18 protein-coding genes and 1 riboswitch are annotated in these 26,442 nt (G+C 42.6%); of the genes, 1 reads left to right on the plus strand and 17 read right to left on the minus strand.

Annotated elements, in window-relative coordinates; all coding sequences use genetic code 11:
• Nucleotides 1-54 precede the first annotated feature (54 nt).
• From NSQ91_RS28255 to NSQ91_RS28300, 10 genes are all read right to left on the minus strand, one after another.
• The gene (locus NSQ91_RS28255) at nt 55-6,861 is read right to left on the minus strand and encodes an S-layer homology domain-containing protein (protein ID WP_340920856.1); all 6,807 of its coding nucleotides are present in this window, start codon (nt 6,859-6,861) and stop codon (nt 55-57) included.
• A 301-nt stretch (nt 6,862-7,162) separates the two neighbouring features.
• Nucleotides 7,163-7,879 carry a purine-nucleoside phosphorylase gene (gene deoD / locus NSQ91_RS28260; protein WP_036681380.1) on the minus strand — a complete coding sequence of 239 codons (717 nt, stop codon included), beginning with the start codon at nt 7,877-7,879 and terminating at the stop codon, nt 7,163-7,165.
• 116 nt (nt 7,880-7,995) lie between these two features.
• Complete coding sequence (locus NSQ91_RS28265; RefSeq protein WP_076129804.1) at nt 7,996-8,817, minus strand: methyl-accepting chemotaxis protein; 822 nt, start codon at nt 8,815-8,817, stop codon at nt 7,996-7,998.
• Nucleotides 8,818-9,074: 257 nt separating this feature from the next.
• Nucleotides 9,075-10,604 (minus strand): alkyl hydroperoxide reductase subunit F, encoded by a 1,530-nt coding sequence (ahpF, locus tag NSQ91_RS28270; protein WP_076194054.1) that lies wholly within the window; start codon nt 10,602-10,604, stop codon nt 9,075-9,077.
• A 14-nt stretch (nt 10,605-10,618) separates the two neighbouring features.
• Entirely contained in the window at nt 10,619-11,182 is a 564-nt protein-coding gene (ahpC, locus tag NSQ91_RS28275) for an alkyl hydroperoxide reductase subunit C (RefSeq protein ID WP_036681373.1), read from the minus strand.
• Between the two features lie 249 nt (nt 11,183-11,431).
• Nucleotides 11,432-12,313 (minus strand): aminoglycoside phosphotransferase family protein, encoded by an 882-nt coding sequence (locus NSQ91_RS28280; RefSeq protein ID WP_340920859.1) that lies wholly within the window; start codon nt 12,311-12,313, stop codon nt 11,432-11,434.
• 93 nt (nt 12,314-12,406) lie between these two features.
• Entirely contained in the window at nt 12,407-15,964 is a 3,558-nt protein-coding gene (locus NSQ91_RS28285; protein ID WP_340920862.1) for an alpha-amylase family glycosyl hydrolase, read from the minus strand.
• A 253-nt stretch (nt 15,965-16,217) separates the two neighbouring features.
• Nucleotides 16,218-17,204, minus strand: a complete 987-nt coding sequence (locus NSQ91_RS28290; RefSeq protein ID WP_076194052.1) for a phosphotransferase — start codon at nt 17,202-17,204, stop codon at nt 16,218-16,220.
• 85 nt (nt 17,205-17,289) lie between these two features.
• Entirely contained in the window at nt 17,290-19,032 is a 1,743-nt protein-coding gene (gene thiC, locus NSQ91_RS28295; protein WP_076194050.1) for a phosphomethylpyrimidine synthase ThiC, read from the minus strand.
• A gap of 102 nt (nt 19,033-19,134) precedes the next feature.
• Nucleotides 19,135-19,244: riboswitch (TPP riboswitch) on the minus strand.
• Between the two features lie 71 nt (nt 19,245-19,315).
• On the minus strand, nt 19,316-21,367 hold the full coding sequence (locus NSQ91_RS28300) for a beta-galactosidase (protein ID WP_076194047.1): 2,052 nt from the start codon (nt 21,365-21,367) through the stop codon (nt 19,316-19,318).
• Between the two features lie 170 nt (nt 21,368-21,537).
• On the opposite strand from NSQ91_RS28300, the gene NSQ91_RS28305 reads away from it, so the two are divergent.
• The gene (locus NSQ91_RS28305) at nt 21,538-22,371 is read left to right on the plus strand and encodes a helix-turn-helix transcriptional regulator (protein WP_076129799.1); all 834 of its coding nucleotides are present in this window, start codon (nt 21,538-21,540) and stop codon (nt 22,369-22,371) included.
• Nucleotides 22,372-22,412: 41 nt separating this feature from the next.
• Here NSQ91_RS28305 and NSQ91_RS28310 read toward each other — a convergent pair whose 3' ends face one another.
• The 7 genes from NSQ91_RS28310 to NSQ91_RS28340 all read right to left on the minus strand — a co-directional run bounded on the left by NSQ91_RS28310 (nt 22,413) and on the right by NSQ91_RS28340 (nt 26,415).
• Nucleotides 22,413-22,682 carry a hypothetical protein gene (locus NSQ91_RS28310; RefSeq protein ID WP_076194044.1) on the minus strand — a complete coding sequence of 90 codons (270 nt, stop codon included), beginning with the start codon at nt 22,680-22,682 and terminating at the stop codon, nt 22,413-22,415.
• Nucleotides 22,669-22,821 (minus strand): hypothetical protein, encoded by a 153-nt coding sequence (locus NSQ91_RS28315; RefSeq protein WP_179086325.1) that lies wholly within the window; start codon nt 22,819-22,821, stop codon nt 22,669-22,671. The genes NSQ91_RS28310 and NSQ91_RS28315 overlap by 14 nt, the downstream gene beginning before the upstream one ends.
• A 30-nt stretch (nt 22,822-22,851) precedes the next feature.
• On the minus strand, nt 22,852-23,352 hold the full coding sequence (locus NSQ91_RS28320; protein ID WP_076194041.1) for a hypothetical protein: 501 nt from the start codon (nt 23,350-23,352) through the stop codon (nt 22,852-22,854).
• Nucleotides 23,353-23,393: 41 nt separating this feature from the next.
• Nucleotides 23,394-24,257: a hypothetical protein gene (locus NSQ91_RS28325; RefSeq protein WP_076194038.1), complete on the minus strand. Its 864-nt coding sequence runs from the start codon at nt 24,255-24,257 to the stop codon at nt 23,394-23,396.
• Between the two features lie 24 nt (nt 24,258-24,281).
• The gene (locus tag NSQ91_RS28330; protein ID WP_076186542.1) at nt 24,282-24,803 is read right to left on the minus strand and encodes an AAA family ATPase; all 522 of its coding nucleotides are present in this window, start codon (nt 24,801-24,803) and stop codon (nt 24,282-24,284) included.
• A gap of 16 nt (nt 24,804-24,819) precedes the next feature.
• Nucleotides 24,820-25,794 carry an aminoglycoside phosphotransferase family protein gene (locus tag NSQ91_RS28335; RefSeq protein ID WP_076186544.1) on the minus strand — a complete coding sequence of 325 codons (975 nt, stop codon included), beginning with the start codon at nt 25,792-25,794 and terminating at the stop codon, nt 24,820-24,822.
• 249 nt (nt 25,795-26,043) lie between these two features.
• A complete protein-coding gene (locus NSQ91_RS28340) occupies nt 26,044-26,415 on the minus strand; it encodes an iron chaperone (protein WP_076138373.1) in 372 nt (123 codons plus the stop codon).
• Nucleotides 26,416-26,442 lie beyond the last annotated feature (27 nt).

The raw sequence follows: 26,442 nt of genomic DNA on the forward strand, positions 1-26,442 counted from the left end.
GGACCCTCCGCAGCTCTTCCTGCATGAAGGATCCTCTCGAATCAGAACCGTGTATTAAATCAAATCTGATTGTTGCAGCAATCTTTGGATGATAGCCGCAACTTCTGCTCTCGTAATGAAGGCTTGTGGGGCAAGTACATTTCCGCTTCTGCCCGTGATGATTCCTGCTTGCAGGCTGTCTGCGATGCCACTCTTCGCCCAGTCTGATGCTTCATTCGCATCCGTGTAAATGCTCAGCAGCTCGCTTGCTTCTTTGGCCGGAAGTTTTGTCTTCAGATCGGTAATCACCATAGCTTTAGCAATAATACTCATCGCCTGTTCCCGAGTAATCTTGTCTGTTGGATGGAACGCTCCATCTTCAAAACCGTTGATTAGCTTATAGGAGTAAGCTGTCTGCACCGCATCATTATACCAATCTGAGACCTTTACATCCGCAAAGGATGTTGTCCCGCTTTCCAACTTCAATCCCAATCCACGTACGATAATCGCCGCAAATTCTGCACGTGTAATCTCCAGATTAGGGTTAAACAAATCGTCGCCGACTCCATTAATAACCTTACGGGAAGCCATCTCATTGACAATGTCCTTAGCCCAGTGGGTGGCGACATCCTTGAAGTTCTGTGGATCTTGAACTACAAAATACGTACTGTTCGTTAAACTGTGTATTTTCGCAAAGTGTTTGCCATCAATGGCAACAATCTGTGTGGGTACATGGCGGAACGTCCCCCCCGCTTCAAGCACTAGCCCAGTCGTGATCTTCTTAAGGTCTACACCATCCGCTAGAGGAATAGTTCTTTCCACATAGGTATTAAACTTAGTGAGTTCAACAGTTTTCCCAGCGTAAGTAACCTTCACCGTGAAATCTAATGGCTGAGCTACCAACGTTAGCTTTTCATTGGCTGCCAACATTTCTATTCTTTTCAGTGCATCCGCAGTCGGAACAGAAATTGAAATTTGCACCTTCACATCTTGTAGAGCAATGTCTGTGCCAAACTGTTTTGAAATTGCACTGATATCAATCTGTGCTGCTGATATTGTATAAGTACCTTTTGGAGTACGAATGATTAGCAGCGCCTGCTTCTGCTCCATATCTTTGATGATTTGGCCATTAAGCTCGCCAATAATCACATCTGAAGTCGCAGTCACAGGGATAGTTATAATTGCATTCTGGTCTTCCTTTTCGATACGTTGCTCTATTTTTGCCTGATCTACAACAATCGTGGTAACCGTCTGCCCGTTATGCTCAGATATCGTTGCTGTTCCGGCATTTTCAACCTTACCGTTCACCAATACCTCAACCATGCTGCTAGATGGTGTAGCTGTAGCTGTAGCAGTGGATCCTGCTGTTGCAGTTGGTGCAGTTGTTGAAGGTGGTGCAGTCGGTGTTGATGTCGGTGATTCTGTTGGCGTTGGCGTTGGCGGTGTAGGTGTAACCTCAACCTCCGTTGATGACTTCGGTGTCACGGAGTTCGAAACTTCAGAAGCTACACTACTACCAGCGCTATTAATCGCTTTAACTGTAAACGAATAAGTGGTTCCATTCGCTAGACCTGTTACCGTTATTGGACTTGTTGCCCCAACCGTTACGATATTACCCGGAGAAGCAGTAACCTCATAATTCGTAATTGGAGTTCCCCCGTTCGAATCAGGAACTGCAAATGTCACAGTCGCCTCGCCATCTCCCGCTACCGCTATTAAGTCCGTAGGTGCAGATGGTGATGTTCTTGGTTTCGTGCTGACTTCGTTAGAAGCTGCACTCTCCCCGCCCGGATTAGATGCCTTAACTACGAAATAATAAGATTGGCCATTAGTTAACCCTGTCACATCATAGTTGTAGACAGATTCGCTTACTGTAGCCACTTGGGTCTCATAGATTCCAGAAGTGATACCTTGATATATAGTGTATCCAATCGCACCCTTCACCGGATCCCATGTTAAGCCGATGAGGCCATTACTTGCCACAGGTGAATGAAGTATTGGCGCGCCCGGCGCTGGAACCTGAGGCGTTCTAGTTACTTCATTGGAAGCCGCACTGATACCATCAGGATTAACAGCTTTAACAATAAAATAATAAGCAGTTCCATTAATTAATCCTACAGCATCGTAACTGTTCTCAGAGCCACTTATAGTAGCTACCTCAGCTCCATAAACACCTGAAGCTGTAGACTGATATACAGCGTAACTATCGGTACCATATACGGGACTCCAAGTAATACGAATATGTCCGTTTCCTGCTGTTACAGACTCAATACTTGGCGCAGCAAGTTCAGGCCAGGTAAGGTCAATAACTGCACTAGTGATCTCTGTAAGTCCTGTCGCATCAAATGCCAGTTGCGCTCCGGTAACTCCAGCTGCATTCGTAGCTCCCAGATCCGTAAAGGAAATGAGGCCCGCTACTGCTGTCAACGTCGTATTCCCCGTCAACGTCCAGCTTCCTGTGTCCTTCTTCGACACAGTAACAACCGTACTGTTGTCGCCAAGGTTTACATTCCCAAACTGATCCAGCAGCGTTATCACTGGCTGCTGCGCGAAGCTACCGCCATTGGTCTGCGGGGCACTTACGCCTGTGGTCAGCTTCATTGTCGCCGTGCTACCTGCGACAGGTGTAATGTTCAGCGCTGTTGCCGCTGGCGTGGCTACGCCTGCTTGGCTGAACACAACAGCCTGTGCTCCCGCTTTATTCAGCTTCAGGTTCACCTGAGCTACACCCTCAACGAAATCAACGTTGATCTTGCTCGGTGAAGCTGCCAAAGCGGTACTTCCTAAGCTTCCGTACGTTCCGTCCGGCGCAACATCATAACCCGTTACCGTCACTTCTTTTGTTCCGGTAAACGTTGTATCCGTATTGCCCAGCGAGTTCTTCACAGTCAGCGTAATGCCATTATCTACACCTACGACAGGCGTTAACGTCGCCGCTGAGGCAGTGATGCTTTGCGCTCCCTGTGGCTCTGGAAGATTCAACGCTACACTAGTGATCTGTGGAAGTCCTGTCGCATCAAATGCCAGTTGCGCTCCGGTGATTCCAGCTGCATTCGTAGCTCCTAGATCCGTAAAGGAAATGACACCTGCTACTGCCGTCAACGTCGTATTCCCCGTCAACGTCCAGCTTCCTGTGTCCTTCTTCGACACAGTAACAACCGTACTGTTGTCGCCAAGGTTTACATTCCCAAACTGATCCAGCAGCGTTATCACTGGCTGCTGCGCGAAGCTACCGCCATTGGCTTGCGGCGCACTTACGCCTGTGGTCAGCTTCATTATCGCTGTGCTACCTGCGACAGGTGTAATGTTCAGCACTGTTGCTGCTGGCGTGGCTACGCCTGCTTGGCTGAACACAACCGCTTGCGCGCCAGCTTTGTTCAGCTTCAGGTTCACCTGTGCTACACCCTCAACGAAATCAACGTTGATCTTGCTCGGTGAAGCTGCCAAAGCGGTGATTCCTAAGCTTCCGTACGTTCCGTCCGGCGCAACATCATAACCCGCTACCGTCACTTCTTTCGTTCCGGTGAACGTTGTATCCGTATCGCCCAGTGAATTCTTCACGGTCAGCGTAATGCCATTATCTACACCTACGACAGGTGTCAACGTCGCCGCTGAGGCGGTGATGCTTTGCGCTCCCTGTGGCTCTGGAAGATTCAACGCTACACTAGTGATCTGTGGAAGTCCTGTCGCATCAAATGCCAGTTGGGCTCCGGTGATTCCAGTGGCATTCGTAGCTCCTAGATCCGTAAAGGAAATGACACCTGCTACTGCCGTCAACGTCGTATTCCCCGTCAACGTCCAGCTTCCTGTGTCCTTCTTCGACACAGTAACAACCGTACTGTTGTCGCCAAAGTTTACATTCCCAAACTGATCCAGCAAAGTAATTACTGGCTGCTGCGCGAAGCTGCCTCCATTGGCTTGCGGAGCACTTACGCCCGTGGTCAGCTTCATTATCGCTGTGCTACCTGCGACAGGTGTAACGTTCAGCGCTGTTGCTGCTGGCGCGGCTACGCCTGCTTGGCTGAACACAACCGCTTGCGCGCCAGCTTTGTTCAGCTTCAGGTTCACCTGTGCTACACCCTCAACGAAATCAACGTTGATCTTGCTCGGTGAAGCTGCCAAAGCGGTGATTCCTAAGCTTCCGTACGTTCCATCCGGCGCAACATCATAACCCGCTACCGTCACTTCTTTCGTTCCGGTGAACGTTGCATCCGTATCGCCCAGCGAATTTTTCACGGTCAGCGTAATGCCATTATCTACACCTACGACAGGTGTTAACGTCGCCGCTGAGGCAGTGATGCTTTGAGCTCCCTGTGGCTCTGGAAGATTCAACGCTACACTAGTGATCTGTGGAAGTCCTGTCGCATCAAATGCCAGTTGCGCTCCGGTGATTCCAGCTGCATTCGTAGCTCCCAGATCCGTAAAGGAAATGACACCCGCTACTGCCGTCAACATCGTATTCCCCGTCAACGTCCAGCTTCCAGTGTCCTTCTTCGACACAGTAACAACCGTACTGTTGTCGCCAATGTTTACATTCCCAAACTGATCCAGCAAAGTAATTACTGGCTGCTGCGCGAAGCTGCCGCCATTGACCTGCGGGGCACTTACACCCGTGGTCAGCTTCATTGTCGCTGTGCTACCTGCGACAGGTGTAATGTTCAGCCCTGTTGCTGCTGGCGAGGTTACGCCTGCTTGGCTAAACACCACAGCCTGTGCTCCCGCTTTATTCAGCTTAAGGTTCACCTGTGCTACACCCTCAACGAAATTAACGTTGATCTTGCTCGGTGAAGCCGCTAAAGCGGTGCTTCCTAAGCTTCCGTACGTTCCGTCCGGCGCAACACCATAACCCGTTACCGTCACTTCTTTCGTTCCGGTGAACGTTGTATCCGTATCGCCCAGCGAATTTTTCACGGTCAGCGTAATCCCATTATCCACACCTACGACAGGTGTCAACGTCGCCGCTGAGGCGGTGATGCTATATGCAAGAGTAGGTCCTAGGTTCAGGGTCATTTTAGTGAAATAATCCCCCACGACCTTAAAGTTAGTACCATCGTAAATAATGCCATTAAGATTAGAGGTAAGATCAGATGTTTCCTGAGTCCACGTGGATCCGTCTGCCGAAGAGAATAACTCCCCCTTCAATCCAACAGCCAGAAAACTTCCATTACCAAAGCTGATATTATTTAGTGCGCTAGCTGACATTGTAACCTTCGTAAAAGTTACCAAATCTTCTGTGGTTAGAATTACTGCCTGCTGGCTAAGTGTATCTTCTCCAACCAGAATATAAGCTCTACCATCATAGGCAATTCCCTTTAAAGAAGTATTGGGGAACCCAATCTCTAAGGGCACATTCCACTGTATTCCATCTGATGATTTTGCGATAACAACGCTCTCTTGCTCATAAGTAGTACTATTGTATTTCATCCCAAGAGCTACAAATTGATTATTCAAGTAAGCTACTGTATTAAATGCAAAATCCCCATTTTTAAATCTCTCTGTCCATGAGGTTCCGTTAACTGAAGAATAAATTCCGCCATAATCGGAAACAGCAACGTACTGATTTGTGCCAAAAGCAACGCCAGTCAGATTGTCCTGCACTCCGGTATCTGTCATAGTCCAAGTATCACCGTTGGTCGAGGTCACCACTTTGGCGTTAAGATTGTAGTTTTCTTTATCTGTAACCGCAATAAACTTCCCTGCTCCATAAGTGACCGCATTCATTCCCGGCAGCTTGGAGGGTGTGACATCGTTCCATACTGCGGAGCTATTAGATTTGTAAATAGAGCCATATTCCCCGGATGAGACGGCAACATAATTGCCATTACCATCCTTAGCAATACTTTTCAGATTACCGCTGACATTACTCCACGCCGATAGGTCAGAAGAAACCAGTAAGCCGTTGCCCCCTGAAGCAACATATTTTCCATTTCCGTAAACCATATTGTTCATCATCATTGTTGTATGGGTATCCGAAGATGTCCACTGGGTGCTGTCCAGCGGAGCCGCAGAAGATTTATAAATTACACCCTGCCCAAACAACAAATAGCTCCCATTTAAAGAACCTCCCCCATAAAATTGCTTGTTATCCCATGAGGCATCAACGGTCCAATTAGCACCGTCTGTAGAGGTGAATACTTTTTTAGCATACGGAGTCACGATATAACTAAAGAAACGATTATTTAAATAGATTACATTCGTAACATAAGGCCAACTAGAGTTATAGTGGTTGATCACAAGATCGGTTAAGGTGACCGTTGTCCAATTGATCAGATTCGTTGAGGTATAATAGACAGCATTGTTAGCAGAGACCACATATTTGTTGTTGCCATAAGCAATATCCGTTAAGCTTTGCATTCCGAATATTGCATTGGTAGAAGTGATTCCTGTGTCTGTCCAGTTAATGCCATCCGAGGATTGTAGTAGAGTTACATCATAAGAAGGTGGATTGGTGCCAGCTTTATATACTGACTGCCATACAAAGAACTTTTCATTGACCGCTTTCAACCTTTCCGGTGTGATAGCTAACGTTTTTTTTGTCCAATTTTCACCATCGAGTGAATTGTATACTGCCTTTTCGCTACCATCAATAGCTAAGAACAGCCCATTAGCGAACACAATAGAAGTTAGTTTGGGGTTCCCCGCCTTTTTTGAGATAGACCAATCTACGCCATTTGATGATGTAGATATCCCTCCTTGGCCCACCGTTACAAAAACATTGTTACCAAATGCAACACTGCTCAAATTTCCAGCTGATGTGGAGCTTTGATCTATGATATTGCTATTGCTGGGTACTGCATAAATTACTGCAGGCATAAACAGAGAACTGACGATAGAGAATACTAAACTTATTGCTAATAAAAGATTGCCACTCCGCTTAATCACAATTTTCCCCCTTTGGCATTACACCAAAATATAAATACTTCCACCATATGGAGATTAGATGTCTTTTCTAAGATTTGTAGCCATTTGGTTTGATTTTTATATCGGTATAATCCGAGAGAATTATTACGAATTTAACATTAAATTTTGATTAAAAACAACAATAATTTACACGCTTCACCTATCCATTTCCACAACCTTACAAATGAGAAAAAAACCTATTAAATATCAGGACTTAATCCTGAATTTAATAGGCTTTCAAGCTTTTTCTCGTAGAACTTTTTAAGCTGCTTAATCTTTTTTATTAAATAGAAATCGCTGCTTCTAAAGCTACTTCCATCATGCCGTTGAAAGAATTTTGTCTTTCTTCTGCCGTGGTTACAGCATGAGTAACTAACGAATCGGAAATGGTAAGAATACATGCAGCTTGTTTACCTAACACTTTCGCATTATGGAACAACGCATAACTCTCCATTTCTACACAAACACAGCCATGTTCATTGTAAAATTCATTAACTCCAGGCACATTGTCTTCATGATAGAATACATCGCTGGAATGAATTCTCGCCGTCAGAACTGGCTTGTTAATACGTGTAGCCGCTGCTTCAATGACTTCGTTCAATTCTTTACTTGGCAGCTGGATATCTCCTTCTACACCGCTTTGCACATAGGCATATGTAGATTCACTCCACGCGCTATCCGCCAACACCACGTCAAATAAATTCAATTTATCAGTATATGCTCCAGCACTACCGATACGAATGATGTTTTCCACACCATAGTTTTTGTATAGTTCATAAGAATAAATACCGATACTTGGCATTCCCATTCCCGAACCCATTACCGAAACCTCTTTGCCTTTATAAGTTCCTGTATATCCAAACATATTACGTACCGTATTAAATTGGGTTGGGTTCTCCAAATAGGTTTCTGCAATATACTTCGCTCTCAAAGGATCTCCTGGCATTAATACTGTTTTGGCGATTTCACCATTTTGTGCTGCATTGTGCGGCGTTGACATAATTTATTCCTCCTATGTTGATTACTCATTACTATCTTACTATACCATTCATGATTTTAAATATACGTTTAAAATTTTCTTTTATTGCGACAAAAATACTGCTACTGAATCTCTTTTTATAATTTATTAGCAAACTCATTAAGTTTTTGGGACATTATCTTTATTTCCTCAATAAATGTAGAAGTATGCTGAACAGATGCCGCCTGTTCTTGGCCGATAGCTGCTATCTTCTCTATCGAATTAGCCATTTGATTCGTAATTCCCTTAATCTGTAACATGGTTTTATTTATGTTTTGCGTCGAGGCGACGGTTTCCCTTGAAAATTTCCGGATTTCCTTGGCTACGACTTCAAAACTTCTACCTTTCTCACCTGCATGCGCTGCTTCTATTGCAGCATTCAGCCCAAGTAAATTCGTTTGATCAGCAACCCTGTTTATAATGGATAGGACTTCTGTTGTATTCTCCACATCTTTTCCAGCCTGCTGAGATTGAATGAGTAGTTCCTGAGAGTGATCGGAAAGTGAACTTACACCATAGGAAATATTATTAATTTGCTCATTGGCTTGGGATAATGATTCCGAGATTTGTTCTACAATAGCTTTTAATTCACTTTGTCTTCGAATCTGAACTGCAATCCCGCCAATGACTTGTCCCGTTTGATCGTGAAGAGGTGTTGCTGTACCTGTAAACTCAAATCCATAAAAGTGGGCTGGAACATCGGACTTCAAGGTACGATTCTCTTGTATCGCTAAGTAAAGCGGTTCTTCTTTGTGTAAAGGTTGTCCTTCGTTAATGTTTAAATTTATGGTGTCGCCAGGAAAATAAGCAACGAACCGTTCCAAATCACATATCGCTATTGATAAATCAGCGGGGATAGATAATTTTATAATTGGTATAAGTGAGATAAATTTGTCTAAAGATTCAATGTTGTTAATCACAGAAATATAGTCTCCATTCCAGCAAAACGTTATTTATAGCGCACCAAGTCTAACCAGATTATGCCTTGCAGACATGCATTTAATCTAAATCCTTAATTTTGCTTAATTCATATTTTAGATATGTATTCGCGAAAATCTTCATAAAATCCTCCAAAAAAGTTTATAAACACCCATTTCTCTCTCACAAAAGATAAAAAAAACCCCCACTTTGTGAAAAGTGAGGGCTTTCGTTCTCTTGCTGTTACTAATAATATCGATTAGTTACGGATCAGATAATCAAATGCTCCTAGCGCTGCAGTTGCACCGGATCCCATCGAGATAATGATTTGTTTATAAGCACTATTAGTGCAGTCACCAGCAGCAAATACTCCTGGTAAGCTAGTAGCACCATGGCTATCTACAACAATCTCACCTACGCGAGTACGTTCAACTGTGTCACCTAGCCATTCTGTATTTGGAACCAGACCAATCTGTACAAATACACCCTGCAATTCAACATGGTGAGTCTCTTCTGTCGCACGATCAACATAAGAAATACCATTTACCTTATCAGTTCCGGTAATCTCTTTAGTTTGCACGTTTTTATGAACAGTAACGTTAGGAAGGCTATAGAGACGATCTTGCAGTACAGCATCAGCTTTGAGCTCTGGAGCAAATTCCAGAACCGTTACATGCTTCACTATACCTGCAAGGTCAATAGCTGCCTCAATACCTGAGTTACCGCCGCCAACAACTGCAACATCTTTGCCTGCAAACAAAGGACCATCACAGTGTGGGCAGTAGGCTACACCTTTGTTCTTGAATTCAGCTTCACCAGGCACGCCCATATTCCGCCAACGAGCACCTGTAGACAGAATGACCGTCTTACTCTTTAGAACAGCACCGTTCTCGAGTTCAACTTCAATTAAGTCATTTTTGTCTAGACGTCTGACACGCTGCAATTTCATCACATCAATGCCATACTCTTTTACTTGCTCTTCAAGTTTAGCTACGAGTTGAGGACCTTCAGTGTACTTCACACTAATAAAGTTCTCGATACCAAGCGTGTCGTTAACCTGTCCGCCAAAGCGTTCAGCAACAATACCTGTACGAATACCTTTACGTGCCGCGTAAATGGCTGCACTTGCACCAGCTGGGCCGCTGCCGACAACAAGCACATCATATGGAGCTTTATTGTCAAACTCTGATGCGTCCACACTGCTGCCCATTTTAGCTAAAATTTCTTCAACCGTCATACGACCACTTTCGAAAAATTCACCATTAAGGTAGACGCTTGGAACAGACATAATTTCTTTGCTTTCTACCTCTTCTTTGAATACTCCACCGTCAATCATCGTATGGGTAATGCCCGGATTAAAGATACTCATAAGATTCAGTGCTTGTACAACATCAGGGCAATTATGACAGCTCAGGCTAACATAAGTTTCAAACTTATATTCACCACTAATGCCTTTGATCTGATCAATTACACTTTGCTCAACCTTAGGAGCTCTTCCGCTAACCTGCAACAGAGCCAATACTAATGAAGTAAATTCGTGTCCAAGCGGAGTTCCGGCAAAGGTTACGCCCGTATCTTCACCCACACGATTTACACTAAAGCTTGGGGTTCTAGACAGTTCGGTTCTTTCCACCGTAATCCTAGGTGACATTTTGGCAATTTCATCAACTAGTTCGGTCATCTCTTGTGATGCCTCGTCAGCGCCTGCACTGAGTTTCAGTACTACATCGCCTTCCAAGAGTTCAAGGTATTGCGCTAGTTGAGCTTTTATTTCTTGATCTAGTTTCATTTAGCTTTCGCTCCTTAAATCTTACCTACAAGATCGAGACTTGGTTTAAGAGTTTCTGCACCTTCCGACCATTTCGCTGGGCAAACTTCACCTGGATGATTGCGTACATATTGCGCTGCTTTAATTTTGTTAACAAGAGCGCTAGCATCGCGACCGATACCACCAGCATTAATCTCAACAGTTTGAATAACACCGTCTGGATCAATGATGAATGTACCACGATCTGCAAGACCGTCAGCTTCGATCAATACATCAAAGTTGCGGGAAACCACATGGGAAGGATCGCCGATCATAATGTACTTCACCTTGCCAATTGCTGCGGAGCTTTCATGCCATGCTTTATGTGTAAAGTGTGTGTCAGTAGAAACGGAATATACTTCAACACCTAGTTGTTTGAGGGTTTCATATTGGTTCTGCAAATCTTCTAGTTCAGTTGGGCATACGAATGTGAAGTCAGCTGGGTAAAAGCAAACTACACTCCATTTACCTTTGAAGTTTTCTTCTGTAACATCGATAAATTTCCCATCTTGAAATGCGCTTGCTTTGAATGGTAGTACTTCTGTTCCGATTAATGACATATTGTTTAATCTCCTTTGGGTTTAATTTATGAATAGAGTGGATACTATTTATAATTATTATAATTAACCAAATTAAGGCCTGTCAAGTTATTTATAATAATTCTAATATGATAATCGTTGTCAGTCGCTAAATGTTCATACAAATTCCTTTCTTTCGGATTTAAATACAACACTTTATCATCTGACTGATGCTCATTCGTGCTTATTGACTATTATGGTTTAGTTTACATGTTTTATGTAGTTCAATTTCTACAATTCGATGTCTTCTACTATTAGATTGATAATATTCAAGGATTCTTCCGCTACTGTTGGGTTAGAATAATATCGATTTCCATTATAGGTGATCAGTGCTTTCCATAAAGCCCACCCTCTTGCTCTATTCCACGTTTGTGCATCCATGTTTAATACCTTTTTAAAGATCCTTCTACTAGCCTGATCAAAAAAAGTCCACGCCATTGCAGCATCACAAGCAGGATCACCCACCCCTAATATGCCAAAATCAATGACTGCACAAAGCTGTCCGTCTTTGACTAATATATTTCCAGGTGCGACATCACCATGAACCCAAACTGGTTCTGACTCCCATTCAGAGTCTAATGCCAGTTCCCAGATCTTTTTCAATAGACCTTCATTAAAAATATCTTTATTATGCTCAATCGCATTTCTAGATTCCTCATCATATACAGCTAAGGACCCACCTCTATAAAAATTATGCTCTCCGGCTAAAGGTCCCCCACTAGCATCAATAGACTGTAATTCAATTAAAAAGCTTCCCAAGTCTCTCGCAAATTGATTGAGATCATTAATGTTCTCATGGGATAAAGTCTCTCCCTTTAGCCAATTATTAATAGACCAAGGCCAGGGATATTCTTTGGTAGGTGTCCCTTTCGCTAATGGTGTTGAAATAGGTAACGTCAGTCCTTTCTTTAAAAAAGGTAACCATTGTTGTTCTTTCTCCACTTGAGGAACATAAGCGACTGCACTTGGTAATCGCACACTCATCTGTTCACCTAAATGAAAAGTCCGATTATCATGCCCACTGAATTTCACAGGTCTGATCTCTAAATCGGACCATTCAGGAAATTGTTCATTTATTAATCTTGCTACTAAATCGACGTCTATAGTATGCATAATATCTCTCCACATATATGAAATTGAAGCAACATCAGTTGCGGAATCCGAGCTGATGTTGCTTCTTTTTAACTATGAAATGGATACAAGGTCCTACTTCAAATAGGTTCCTGACTCTCCGATTCCACCACTACCGTTCAATACATACACCCGTGCATTTCCTTTACCGGAGCAGTTGATTGTGATCACACCGTTGGTAACGGTTTTGGTATCACCAGTGACCGCATCCACATATGTTCCGTTAGGAATTCCGGTGAATGTTGCATTTCCTGAGATCGTAACCAAAGCAAAGCTATCGATTCCTTTGCTACTATCAGTGTATCTTCTTTTAAATGCCAAATCACCTGATACATTTTCTGTAGAATATTGGCCTTTTTGCAAAGCAGGAACAGCTCTTCTAATTAAATTAAGTTGTCTGATATGTTTCGCCAGAGGATAATTTAACGAGTCTGCAAGTGTGCCAGTAGCATTGGTATATTTACCGTAATCTTGAACAGTAACACTACCCTCAATATGATCGCCAAAGTAAGCACGGCCTGTTGTACTTAACGGCGCATTTGGACCTACATCAATGACTGATCCTTTTTTGAACTCAATTTCAGAACCATAATAGATCGCAGGTATTCCTCGGAAGGTGAACATCAGCGCGAGATTCTCAGCCCAAGTGTCCTGTGTGCCGGCAAATCTTTGATTTTCTGGTGCTTGGTCAGGTGCATAGTCATGAGAGTCAATATAAGTTACATTCCAGGTAGCATCATTATAGAATTGATCACCGCTTCTCATACTGAATGCTTCCTGAGCAGTTTTGAAAGCCCAGTGCATTGGAAAATCAATAACATCCATACCCGATTTCTTCGAATAATCAGGCGTATGATAAGTATTTCCTGTTAAAAAAGCATTGTTCGAGGTAGGTTGTCCTGCTGTAGTAGAGTTATCTGCCCACTCTTGTTCCACCGATAGCTTGTTGGAAGCGTAGTCATTTTGACCGTCACCTGGATAGGGTTTTGAGCTTTTCCAAGTATAAAATGGTGTTGATATCGCCGGAATTCCACTGTTCCACACATCTCTGTACCGAGTAGCCACTTCCCCAAAGACAAAGAAGTCTGAGCCCCCTCTTGTTTTCCATGCCGGCACAAAATATTTGTTAAAAATATACCGGCTTACATGCTTTACAGTATCGACCCGGAAAGCATCCACACCCATATCAATATATTGATTATAGCTGTCGATTAGATACTGATTCACTAGAGGATTCTCTGTGTTTAAGTCCACACAGTCTCCCGCAATCTGTCCTGTCTGGACGGTGTAAGACTCCCAAGAAAGACTTTTTTCCGTATGGTAAATATTATTGTTAGTCTCCGCAGTCTTCATTAAGGCAAGTCTTGCCTGATATTGCTGATCCGGGGTCATGGAATCATAGTTAGCTGGCAGCTTATCCGTAATTTTGAGCATGTTACTCACGGTGTCCGCCGCCGTTGGATCTTTTTTGAACATCGGGAACAGATTTTCTTCTCCAAAATTACCGGTATGATTGACGACAATATCTTGAATAACCTTTATCCCTCTAGCGTGTGCTGCATTGATCAAATCCTGATAAGATGCCCCTGCGGATTCATATCTTGGATCTACTTTTGCAAAATTTATTGCATGGTACCCATGATAATCATAACCGCTGGCATTCTGCACCACAGGTGTAATCCAGATGGCACTGAATCCTAAGGCTTTAATGTAATCGAGCTTTTGAATCAGTCCTTTGAAATCCCCTCGCCAAGCTGGATCAGAGTCCGGATTTCCTGCCTTGGCATCCTCCCATGCATGCTCATTGTTACTCGAATCACCATCATAAAACCGGGAAGTGATTACAAAATAAATCGTATCTTCACGAAAATCGCCCTTATTACCAATGTTATAAACAAAACTCTGTTTAGTTTCATTTCCGGCACCATCGATCACAAGGAATTTTAAGGTTGTCGTCTTATTAATCAAGATAGACGGTCCGGTAAGAGATGTCAGTGCATTGCCTGAAATATAGACTTTTGAACTCGTTGTTGGTTCCGTACCATTATCTGTGTAATATGCTGTGGTTGTTGCCGCCTTGTTGTCTTTTATATTAAAAGATACGGAAACCGCTGAGCTCGAATTCCCAACAGGCAGATTCGCAGTGATAATCGGAGCTTGCAAATCGGCATTCAGATCAATCACATAAGCAAAAGAGCCTACATTACCCGCTTGCCCTATAGAGTTAACGCCGAATGCTTTGATAGTCAAAGAAGAAGGTACTTGGATTGGAGTCGTATACAACGTTGAGGTTGTCGTAGGTGTTGATCCGTCGGTCGTATAATAAATTTTATCGCCGCTATTTGTACTGGATAGGGTCACCGTTTGGGCAGAATCATAGGTTTTGGGCACAGGAGAGACGGTTATCACCGGAACCTTAGGAACGTCTGGATTGGCGTCATACCATACGTTATCTGAGTTATACCAGCCCTCTTTTACGCTGCGAGATAAGTCAGCCGTCTGTTTGCCATTGCCGTCATTAAAGATCAGGCTTGCCCCTGTAGCATTTGGAACAGTATAGCTATACCAATCGTTCCCGTCCGATTTCATCAGTATTCCCGGCCACGCTCCACTAGTCGGAATGGTTGCCGGATTCAGATTCCAGTAATGGATGCGGATCGCTGCATTCCAGCTTGCTGGTTTCTTAAAGTGAACGGTTAGCCCCGCTGAAGTAGGTGTAGGTGTTGGCGTCACTGTTGGCGTTGGTGTAGGAGTTACGGTAGGTGTTGGCGTTGGTGTGGGTGTTATGGTAGGTGTTGGCGTCACTGTTGGTGTAGGAGTTACCGTAGGTGTTGGCGTCACTGTTGGGGTAGGAGTTACCGTAGGTGTTGGTGTCACTGTTGGGTTAGGAGTTATCGTTGGTGTTGGTGTAGCTCCGGCCGAAAGGGTCACATAGTCGATATTAATATTCCCGCTATCATCCGAGTCATATTTATAAGCAAGCGTGTTATTTCCTGCCTGTAAAGAGAGTGTTTCTGTTTGGTCTGCCCATGTATCCCAGTTGGTCAGGTTGGCTAATGTTGTCTGTGTAACCTTTATTCCATTGACATAAATGGACACTTTTTTAGCACTGCCGGATGCATTAGCATAGTGAAGCGTGGCATTATAGGACCCTGCTGCGGAAGCCTGGACGTTAAAAGTGGTGGCTGCTCCTGTAGTTGTATATCCATCAACAAAACCAGTGCCCGAATATCCAGTGTGATTCGTATTTACTTTTGCACCACCAGATAGGGATGCACTCTCTGCTTCGTATTTTCCGGCGACCGGAATAACAACCGTCCAGTTCTTCCCGCCGTTATTGTCCCAACTATCCGTTGGAGCCGTGATGTGATAACAATAAATTAGGGTGGCGCCTTCCTGAACATTGAGGTTGGCGATGAACGTGGTTCCATTTTTGGTCATCACCGTGTCCGTAGTATTAGCCCAGTTATTCGTAGTCCAATGTAAGGTCACAGCTGCCGCTGTAGGATTGGTATAGGTGACTGTATGATCCGTATTGCTGGCCGATGCTCCACCCGATAAACCAAATAAACTAAAAATGAGTGAAAAAATAATTAACCACGAAATATAACGCCTGGATTGTTTGGATACCAAGTAAATAACCTCCTCATAATTTTAAGTGCAGCTTACGATTTTAAGCCTATCGTGATGTGCAAACGTTTGCAAAAATGAGAAAAAAAGAAATACTTAATAGTTTTAATCTCCTCCTTCAATGATTAATAAGGAAAAAACTCATTGTATGCGTTTACAAACGGTTCAATATCTGATGAATTTTCCTTGTTAAGATTATAAGCGCCAAACTTTTGCTGGTCAATGCATCTTTTAGGCTATAATTCAATCGTTTTCACTATAAGTTCCCTAAGATAGCAGGTAAATTGTTCAGGTTCTTAGCCAGCCAATTCATTTCTTTTGCAAAACGTTTTGGAGGTACACTATGTTTGTCCATCGCGGCATTAATCCACCACGGGCTTTCCATATACCACAACAACTGCAATGATTTTGTTAAATCCCCTTGCTCCACCGTTCGTTCCTCACGATATCCGTCAATAAATGCTGAAGCTAGTGCTCCATCTAAATCTTCATCTAAAGCACATGACATCACTGCTCGCGCTACATCAAGCTGCGGATAATCATATTTGAACCGATCAAAATCTAGAATTGCAGACAATTGGCTATCTTGAAATAAAAGATTATCAACCCATAAATCACGATGTGCCCATCCAGCTACAAGTCCTTCGAATATTTCCGGATCTATTTCTTCAGTCGCTCTCAGTTGTATCTCTAGGTCAGTGATGAGTGAAGTTTTGCCCATTTCCTTTGATTGTTGTAGGAGTACATTCCAATGTTCTAAACGTTCCTCAGGGCTTTGGGGAATAAATTGTGGGGTTCTTTTCAAACTAAGGGTCCCATCATTTAATAAACGATGCATTTTACCTGTGGCACGACCCAAATCAAACATTTGAAGGATGTTAATTTTGCCCGGCTCTATGACACGCCCTTCACAATATTCCATAACCATAAACGTCTCTCCCATATCTGATTCCAGTAAAACTTTATGGTTATAAGCCAACAATCCGGGACATGGGAGTCCCTGTAGATACAATCTTTTCTGTTGAGAAAAGGCGAAGCTCAGTTCTTCTGGATTATACAATTTATATCTTTTTTTGTTGTATTGTTTAAGTAGAAATGGTCCTGATTCCGTTATGATTTTCCATTTAAGATTTAACCAGCCACGTTTTATTGGGGTAGCATGAAGGACTTTCAATCCAAAAAAATGATAGAAACTATTACTTAAATCCTCTAAAATGGCTTCCTCTGAACGAATCGCTTCCATTTCATCAACTCCTATCTATTCAAAGTATAAAAGAAGAAGCCGCCAATGACGACTTCTTTTAGATATTTCTTTTTAGCAGAAAAAGTTATCTATAAATGAGGCTCCCGCCTTGGAGAAACTCTTGCGCCTTCTCTTGCATTCCTGATTCAATTCTCGTCGTATTCCGGATATTATGAGAGATCTTCATACTGCAAAATTTCGGCCCGCACATGGAACAGAAATGAGCTGTTTTAGCGCCTTCCGCAGGCAATGTCTCATCATGATATTCGAGCGCTCGCTCAGGATCTAACGATAAATGAAATTGATCACGCCAACGAAATTCAAAACGGGCTTTCGAAAGAGCATTATCCCGGTCTTGTGCTCCTTTATGCCCTTTCGCCAAATCTGCGGCATGAGCCGCTATTTTATAAGTAATGACCCCTATACGTACATCTTCCTTATTAGGCAGGCCAAGATGTTCCTTCGGAGTTACGTAACATAACATAGCTGTACCGAACCAACCAATCATCGCTGCACCTATAGCAGAGGTAATATGATCATAACCAGGCGCAATATCTGTAGTCAGTGGACCTAATGTATAAAAAGGGGCTTCGTTACAAGTTTCAAGTTGCTTATCCATATTCTCTTTAATCAAGTGCATCGGCACATGTCCTGGACCCTCTACCATCACCTGTACATCATGACTCCAAGCTATAGCTGTTAATTCACCTAACGTCTCTAACTCGGCAAATTGTGCTTCATCATTCGCATCAGCAATCGAACCCGGACGTAATCCATCGCCTAGGGAAAAAGAAACATCGTACAGCTTCATGATTTCACATATCTCTTCAAAATGTGTATATAAAAAGTTCTCTTGATGATGCGCAAGACACCATGCCGCCATGATGGAGCCACCTCTTGAAACAATGCCTGTCATACGTTGTGCAGTCAACGGGATATAACGAAGCAGAACCCCCGCATGAATGGTAAAATAATCAACCCCTTGCTCCGCTTGCTCAATGAGCGTATCACGGTATACTTCCCACGTTAAATCTTCCGCTTTCCCATTCACTTTTTCCAACGCTTGATAGATAGGCACCGTTCCAATAGGAACAGGAGAATTACGGATGATCCACTCGCGTGTCGTATGAATGTTTTTACCTGTTGAGAGATCCATTATATTATCTGCACCCCAGCGGGTGGCCCATCTCATCTTCTCTACCTCTTCCTCTATGGATGAGGATACTGCGGAATTTCCTATATTGGCATTGATCTTCACTAAAAAATTGCGTCCAATAATCATTGGTTCACTCTCTGGATGATTGATATTCGCTGGAATGATGGCGCGGCCGCGGGCTACTTCATCTCTTACAAATTCCGGTGCCACATTCTCACGAATCGCAACGTATTCCATTTCCGAAGTAATAATCCCTTTGCGTGCATAATGCATTTGAGAGACATTACGCCCCTTTTTCGCTCGCAAAGGTTTTCTATGGAGCGCTGGAAACACTTCCGCCACAGCTTTTCCCGTTGCATTCCCGTTATCTTCAGGCTTCACGGTTCTTCCTTCGTACGCTTCCGCATCCCCTCGTTCCTCAATCCAGCTTAGACGATTGGGCTCTAACCCCTGACGAATATCAGTATGAATATTAGCATCCGTGTAAGCCCCGCTTGTGTCATAGACATGAATTGGGGCATTCTCCTCTTCGCCGTCTATGCCCGCAGTTGGACTAAGTGAGATCTCCCGCATAGGCACCTGAATATCAGGCCGTGAACCCTTTACATACACTTTTTGACTTGCTGGAAAAGCTGATAGATTGATTGGATCGTTGTTCAATTCGCTTGTCATCTCAATTCCTCCTATAAGGTGATTTGATCAAGCGGAGACGGTCTACTCCCCACACATAGAAAAGGCCACATCTGTATAAGATGCGGCCTTAGAGTAGACAAATAGAAATAGAGCTCCATTTCCTCCGCTGGCATTATCCAGATCAGGTTTGACGGTCGATAGTTATAACTATCCTCTCAGCCTGGTTCCACCAAGCTCCCGTGACTATATAATTGCTACTTCAAAGTATAACCGAAAAGAGAGAATTATCCAAATCTACTCAAATGTGAGATCAATGTATACGTTAGTTTAACACCAATACCCCAAATCCTTCCAGAAGAACCTCGCCCGACAATGTTGTGCCGCTCAGTAAATCTGTTTTGGTCTCATGAAGATGGATCGTGACAGGAGTCTCACTATAATTAAGCAAAAAAGCATAACTGGAAGAAGCTCCGGTACGGACTTGCAGTTCTACCTCTTCTGGGAGCTCCAGCCAATCTGCTGGCGATTGTAGATCAATTAAATTTATGATCTCAGCCGCTGCCTGTTCATTAAATACGGCTCCGTAATACCAAACCTCACCCTTGCCGCGACGATTTCTAGTTACCGCCGGTTTTCCCGCATAATAATCAGAGGCGTAAACCGCCATCACTTCAACCGAAGCTTCCTCTATTTTGAGAATATCATTAAAGTCATCTGCTCCTGTAACGACTTCAGTCACGCCCGACCAGCTAATTGTTGTTGGCTGACGACTGCCCTTAACCATTGTGAATTCTTCAACTGTGATCCCGCATAGATCCTTAGCAGCACCTGGGAAAGGACGCATATAACATTGACCGCGCTCATCCTTATAGCCGGTTCTACAGCCGAAGATCAGTTTGCCGCCTTGCTGAACATATTCATCCAGCAGTGCTGCTGTCTCATCTGTCATAATCGCTGGGTGAGGATAGATAAGCACGTCGTACCTTGCAAGCTCCTCCAGCGTTGTTTTTTTGCGTAAATAGAGTACTTCATTCGGGATATGCTTCCGCTGAAGCGCCTTGTACCACTCCTTATTGCTCTTCCACATAAACGGGCCATGCCAAACATCGTATTCTCCATCCCACTCATTGTCATAATCACGAACAATAGCAATGTTAGCCTGATTACGAGTACCGACAAACGCATGACCTGCTGCTGCCAGCTCCTGACCGATCTGCCCCGCTTCCCGCACTCTCCGGTTAGGCTGATTATGATAGTCATTGATTCCATGCCAATAAATTTCATTGCCCATCGTAGCTGTCCGCCAGCGGAAATATAACACCATATCTGCTCCATGAGCGATCGACTGATAAGTCCATAACCGCATCTGCCCGGGCTTTGGAGAAGGCATATCCATCCGGTTCACCCAGCCACCCGGGCCCGACTGCTGCTCCATAATGCAGAAATTCGGGGATATCGAACGAACAACAGATAACGACAGTCCCCAGCCTCTATCATTCAGCGGATTCCGCTCATTCGGGTCATAAAAAATAGTAGAGAACTGAGGATAGGAATCATAGCTGAAGAAATCCAACAGTTCATCCGTCATTTCATGGCTATCGAGATGCCCGAACAGACCGTTCGTGGTTACCCACTGCTTAGGGGCAAGTTTACGGATGATATCCGCTTGGTTTTTGGCAAAAGAAATTGTATTGTCCGAAATAAACCGTTTTTCATCCAATGCCTGATGAGGATTGGGTTGCTTCGGTACTGGAGTCGGACGTGGAAGATAGACCTGAGACCAGTCACTATAGCTTTGATTCCAAAAAACAGTTCCCCAAGCCTCGTTCAAATGCTCAAGTGTAACATATTTCTGCTGTAGCCATTCCCGGAAAGCCTTATGGTCACTCTCCGAATAAAATTCACTGATCTCACAGTTGAGCTCATTATCAATTTGCCAGCCAACTACACCCGGATGATTGCCGTAATGTTCAGCCATTTGTTCTGCAATACGTGCACACAGTTCCCGGTATTTAGGACTGCTGTAATTATAATGACGGCGCATGCCATGCTGAAGTGTAACACCTTCGTAGGTAACATTTAAAACTTCGGGATACTTATCAGTCAACCAAGCTGGAGGCGTCGCCGTCGGAGTACCAAGTACAACCTGAAGACCATATTTATGTGCTAGATCAATCGCCCGATCAAAGAGCCCGAACTGAAACTGCCCTTCTGCCGGTTCAAAAATAGACCAAGCAAACTCCCCCATCCGAATGATCGTAAAGCCGAGTTCACGCATCCGGCGATAATCGTCCTCCCACATGTTTTCTGGCCAGTGCTCCGGATAATAACAGACGCCAAGCTCGAATTTTTCAGTTGCGACAGGTTTCTTCATCATTACCTCCAAAGTATTAAAAATATGCTTTCAATATTTTATAATTCTATTGTAGTATCAATGATAAGAGGTCTTATATAACAAAATATTGCTATCATATAACAATCTTGCGTTCATTGCCTTAATCCAACTTGCGCTCTGTTGCGCTACAGAAACGGGTGCTGCCAAACATGAAGAAACAATGGTATTTGCCGACACCGGCTTTTTCGAAATATGTCTGTTATCCTGAATTTTTGGGACATTACACTCACTTTCCACAACATACAGAGAGAAGAAGCGAAGGTTTTCTGGGGAGTTATAACCTGCATTTGATCTTTGGTGGGGAGGGTTATGTATTCCATGAGGGCGAACGTATTCCGATGAGTAGAGGACGAGGTTTTCTGTACCCTAAAGGGGCTTATCAGCAATACGGCTCTGACCCAGGCGAGCCTTGGGATGTCCGCTGGGTTCATTTTAACACTGAAATTGTCCTTCCCTTATTAGAAGAAGTGGACCAGTCTCGTGCATACCTGTTCACTTTTGATTTGGATGCTAAGCTGGACGAACTATTCGAGGAAATGTATATACTAAGCGCTTCCTACGTGACCCGTAGCGAGCCAAGACTATCTGCTCTGCTGTATGAGCTTCTAGTAAAATTGCTGCAGAACTCCGAGCCGCTTCACGGCTCAGTACCGCACGAGGTTAGGCAGTCCATCCGCAGTGCTGCAGATATCATTCATGTCGAATGTGCCAGCCCTTGGTCTCTGGAATCGATGGCAAGATTGACCGGGTACAGCAGCTATCATTTTCTAAGGCTGTTCCGGGTGGTTATGGGTAAAACACCTAACCGTTATTTAACCGATTGTCGGCTGGCTAAAGCCAAGCTTTTACTAGTTTCCACAGGACTCTCCATTGCTCAGGTTGCTACTCAGTCCGGTTTTGCCCAGTCCAGCTATTTCATTAAAGTGTTCAGAAGGTTTGAAGGCATGTCTCCTGTGAAGTACCGGCAGGCTTTTGGGGCGTAGAGGATCTTCGATTCAATCTTAGTCTCTTGGATTTATCACCCTTAAAGATCATCCTTAAGAGAAATTTCACTCTCAATATCTAAACTTATTGTTTCAGAATGAATCTCCCCTTCATTATCATTCCATGTAATAGATAAAGTGGTATTTTCATAATTTTGTCTATTTTTATTTAATTCGTCATACGAATACGGACCTGTTATAGACGCGATATCAGTGTTACTTAATATTGAAACGGGTCCATCCGTTGACCTAGCTTCATTTACAAGAACTGTTTCATCCTTATTATTATTTTGTAATCTAAAACATCCCATGTATCCCTGTACCCTTAAGTGTATATACTTGAACACCAGTGTTTAAATTTGTTTCGACCTCTTTATTGAAATATAAATAACTCCATATCGCATTCGAAATAATAACCACAGCTACAAGCACTAGGATTAGTTTTTTCATATCTGCTCCTTTATAAATACTCCCCAGCCATTATTTATATCTTAAATTCCACTCCTTAGACCATTTCGGGAAAGCTTCTCCGGTCAATTCTTCGAGTGTATTCCCATCAATGGTATAAACCCAGCCCATATGTAATTCAGCGAAATCAGGAAAACTATAACCTCCTATCACTTCATCGTCTGCTTCTAGCAGAAAAATCAGGGTTTGTTTTTTTGTATTATCCTTCTCATTATCTAAGGGGTGGTTTTTAACGATGAACTTACTTGTAGTTATTTCCTTGCCTATATAATTGATTGGATCAACACTTTGAACACTCCAATATTGTATGTATGGCATTTCCGTCAGCAGTTTTTTATCTAATAAATATTCAGAAACAATTCCTTCATTACTAATGATCAGATAGCCCATATCGGTAATAAATTGTTCAGCTTTGCTATATTCTTTTTTTGAATTATCGCTAATTTGCTCCTTACTACATCCAAATAAAAAGATTAAGAATAACGGAACTATGATTACCTTTAATTTGTTCATAGGTTCCTCTCCTTGGATTGTTTATTATCTCCGCAATAGCCTCATAGATTAATCTTGTTGTATGAATTTAGTATCATCAAACTCTTTAGCGTCTTATAGGCTCTCCATTCCAACCTCGCTGTTTCACCGGGAGGCTCCCATGTTATCTGCCATCCTCCATCATCATCCTGTTGGTGTTCTAATACTTTTAAGTGATCAAGAATGGTTTCATCAGAAAATATGCTGCTACAGTAAGAAGTGGGTGATGGCGAAAATTCTAGAGGAGAGAGTCCATAACTGTGGGATGCGGCATCCATACAAAAGAAGTTGGCAGTAATAAGCTCCTTAGATAATTTTTGAAATAATCCTTTGATAAAATCCGATTGAGGTAAGCTTTCCAATAAATAAAATGCAGTCAAAATTGTATGCGCATCGTCATATGCTTGTGCGTGAATATCTTCCAAACAAATTTCTGTCGCCTTATCAAGCCAGGAATGTTCTATCCCTTGCCACTTAAGAAGCCCGACAAGACCAGTAAGTCTGCTAAATGATGGCTCTGTAGAAAGAGGGTTACTCCAATGTTCTGCTCTTGGATAGTTTGCTGATGAAGGAAATATTGTTGGAATCCCTTTTTTTAAATCAGCATGCTTTGAAATATAATCACATGCTTTTTGAGAAAGTTCTTCGTCTTTTATGTTACAGTCATATAAAAAACGTAGTGCAAATTCCATGAAAAGTGGCTGACTACCGGGTACCCGTAAATCCGGCTCTATTGCATTTCCAAACCCACCATCTTCGTTTTGGTAGGCTGTTAGTGAAGTCACAACATTGCTCATTGATCCACCGTGGAAAATATATTCAAAAACCCTTCTTTCTAATAATCTGCCATGTGTCCAAATGAAATGGGCTGCTTTCTCAAAATCCATCTGTTCCCCTCCTCAAAATTTAGGCTAAGTATTTAAGTATTCAATGACACTTTTAATATAGGATTCAATCGGTTCCTTTGTATTAACAATATGTATTCTGACATTAGATGGCTTTTTAGCATTTTCAATAGTTTTTAGCAATGTCTCTTCAGAAGGCACTCTTTCAATCTGGCTAATCATTCTTTTTCTATTTCGCAGTCTATTATTGAGCTCATCATAGTCATTTAATAGACATTCTACATATTTATATTCCACATTATATTTCCGGGTCAGATTCAATCCTCTCTCTATCATTTCAGAGTATAAACAAGGGCTATCGAGTATAACATTATGACCTTGAGATAAGTGGAAATCTATCAAAGCCCATTCAATGTCATACGAAATTTTTCCAACTTCCTTGAACCCAATGTTTGCTCCAAGTGATTCCATAAGAGAAGACTTTACAATGTCGTGATCAAGAATAACAGCAGAAGTATGCTGCGCTATTACTCTGGCTAATGAAGACTTCCCTGATCCGGGGTATCCAGACATCTGAAGAAAAAACAACGAGGGCCACTTCCTTTCAGAATAGATTCTTATAAGCATATATCGATTTCCATATAAGCTCCTCATCCTTAATTCCTTCATGGACAAATAACTTTATTGGAAAAAAGATTCCTTCCATAATCGATAATCTAACGTCCTCCACAAATTGTGTGTACGTGTATGCGCTCCTGATTTTATTGTTAATTGAATGAAAATACAGATCAAAAATACGTGTAGTCTCCTCACTGCCATGAAACAAATCGTGGATAAATAACATAACGAGATCCTCGGTACAAAGCCCAACCTTCACTGCTTCAAGATCAATGATGCACGGCCTTGAACTGCTGAACATCGGATATAATAAATTGCCAACATTTAGATCACCATGGATGCATGTTGTATTTTGATATCTGGAGATACGACTAATATGTTTCTGGGCATTTTCACGCAAGCTAAGTAAACACTTCTCGTAAATACTAAACTGTTCTTCCCCAAGGTTATAAGTCTGGTGCTTTCTAAAAGCCAGATAATCTCTCTCCAAATACGAAATATGCTTTAAATAATGCTCTATACTTTTCAAATGCTCGGGATGAGCTAACTCGCTTGTCTCCCAAGAAGCAGAATGAAACTGTGCGATCACATCAATAATGTTTGCTAATTTATCAGATTCAATAGGTACTTCCCAGTCAGCTAAATTGTTATGTGTCGGGGTCAGATCTTCCATCAACAATATCCCTTCTTGTCCAACTGTATCATATTTATTAAAAAAGACTCTCGGAACGGATACATCCTTGGTAGAGTAATGATTGTAAATAGTATTTTCAAATGGGATATGATCTGACTTCGTAATTTTCTCTAATAACGACAAAACCTTATTGTCTTTCGTATACACTTCTATTTTATTGAGTGCTGCTCGATTGCGTATTTCTTGTTTTGTTCTTTTAATCTCAAGAATCTCAGGAATACCCTGACCTCTTAATAGCTCTAATAGTTGATCATCGTTTAGTGGCATTTTCATCCTCCAATCTGAATTAGCTCTCGCCTACAGCAGCCATTTGTCTCACTTCCATTTTTCATCATTCATCAGGTTGAACTAACGTGTATAAATTCGCTTCCAACATTCCATCCACCTTCCAAAATATTGAATATTTCGTGCTGAGAATTCAAATAAAAAGACAAATCACATATAAAAAGTGACTTGTCTTCCGGTGCTTCCACATATAAATTTGCTTAAAATGAATTAAACGCTAAATAATACGTTTTATTTCCGCCAAAAAGTTGAACAGTCTGCCTTATCCAAAATATTAAACTCGATCATTTTTTCAAGTAATGAGAAATCAACTGGACTTTCCCACCGGATGCGTAACAACTGCTTGGTGTGATCATAACCTGCCTGCACAATTTCATCAGAAAAACGATTAATTCCTGCAATTTCAGGGGCAACCGCCAAATGATGTTTGGATACACTAAAACCAATAATAAAAGTATCGTGATCGGTAAACATAGGCTGATTCCACGCAACTTTTGGCTTTAAATCAGTAAATTTTCCAGCTACCCAAGCTAAAACCTCTTCCATTCTTTCCCTATGTTGCGGGTTATCAATCTGCGCTAAATATTCTGCAAATACTTCCATGTCATTCTCTCCTAACAAAATATTTTC

The organism is Paenibacillus sp. FSL R7-0048 (assembly GCF_038004505.1).
Lineage (GTDB): Bacteria > Bacillota > Bacilli > Paenibacillales > Paenibacillaceae > Paenibacillus_AQ > Paenibacillus_AQ odorifer.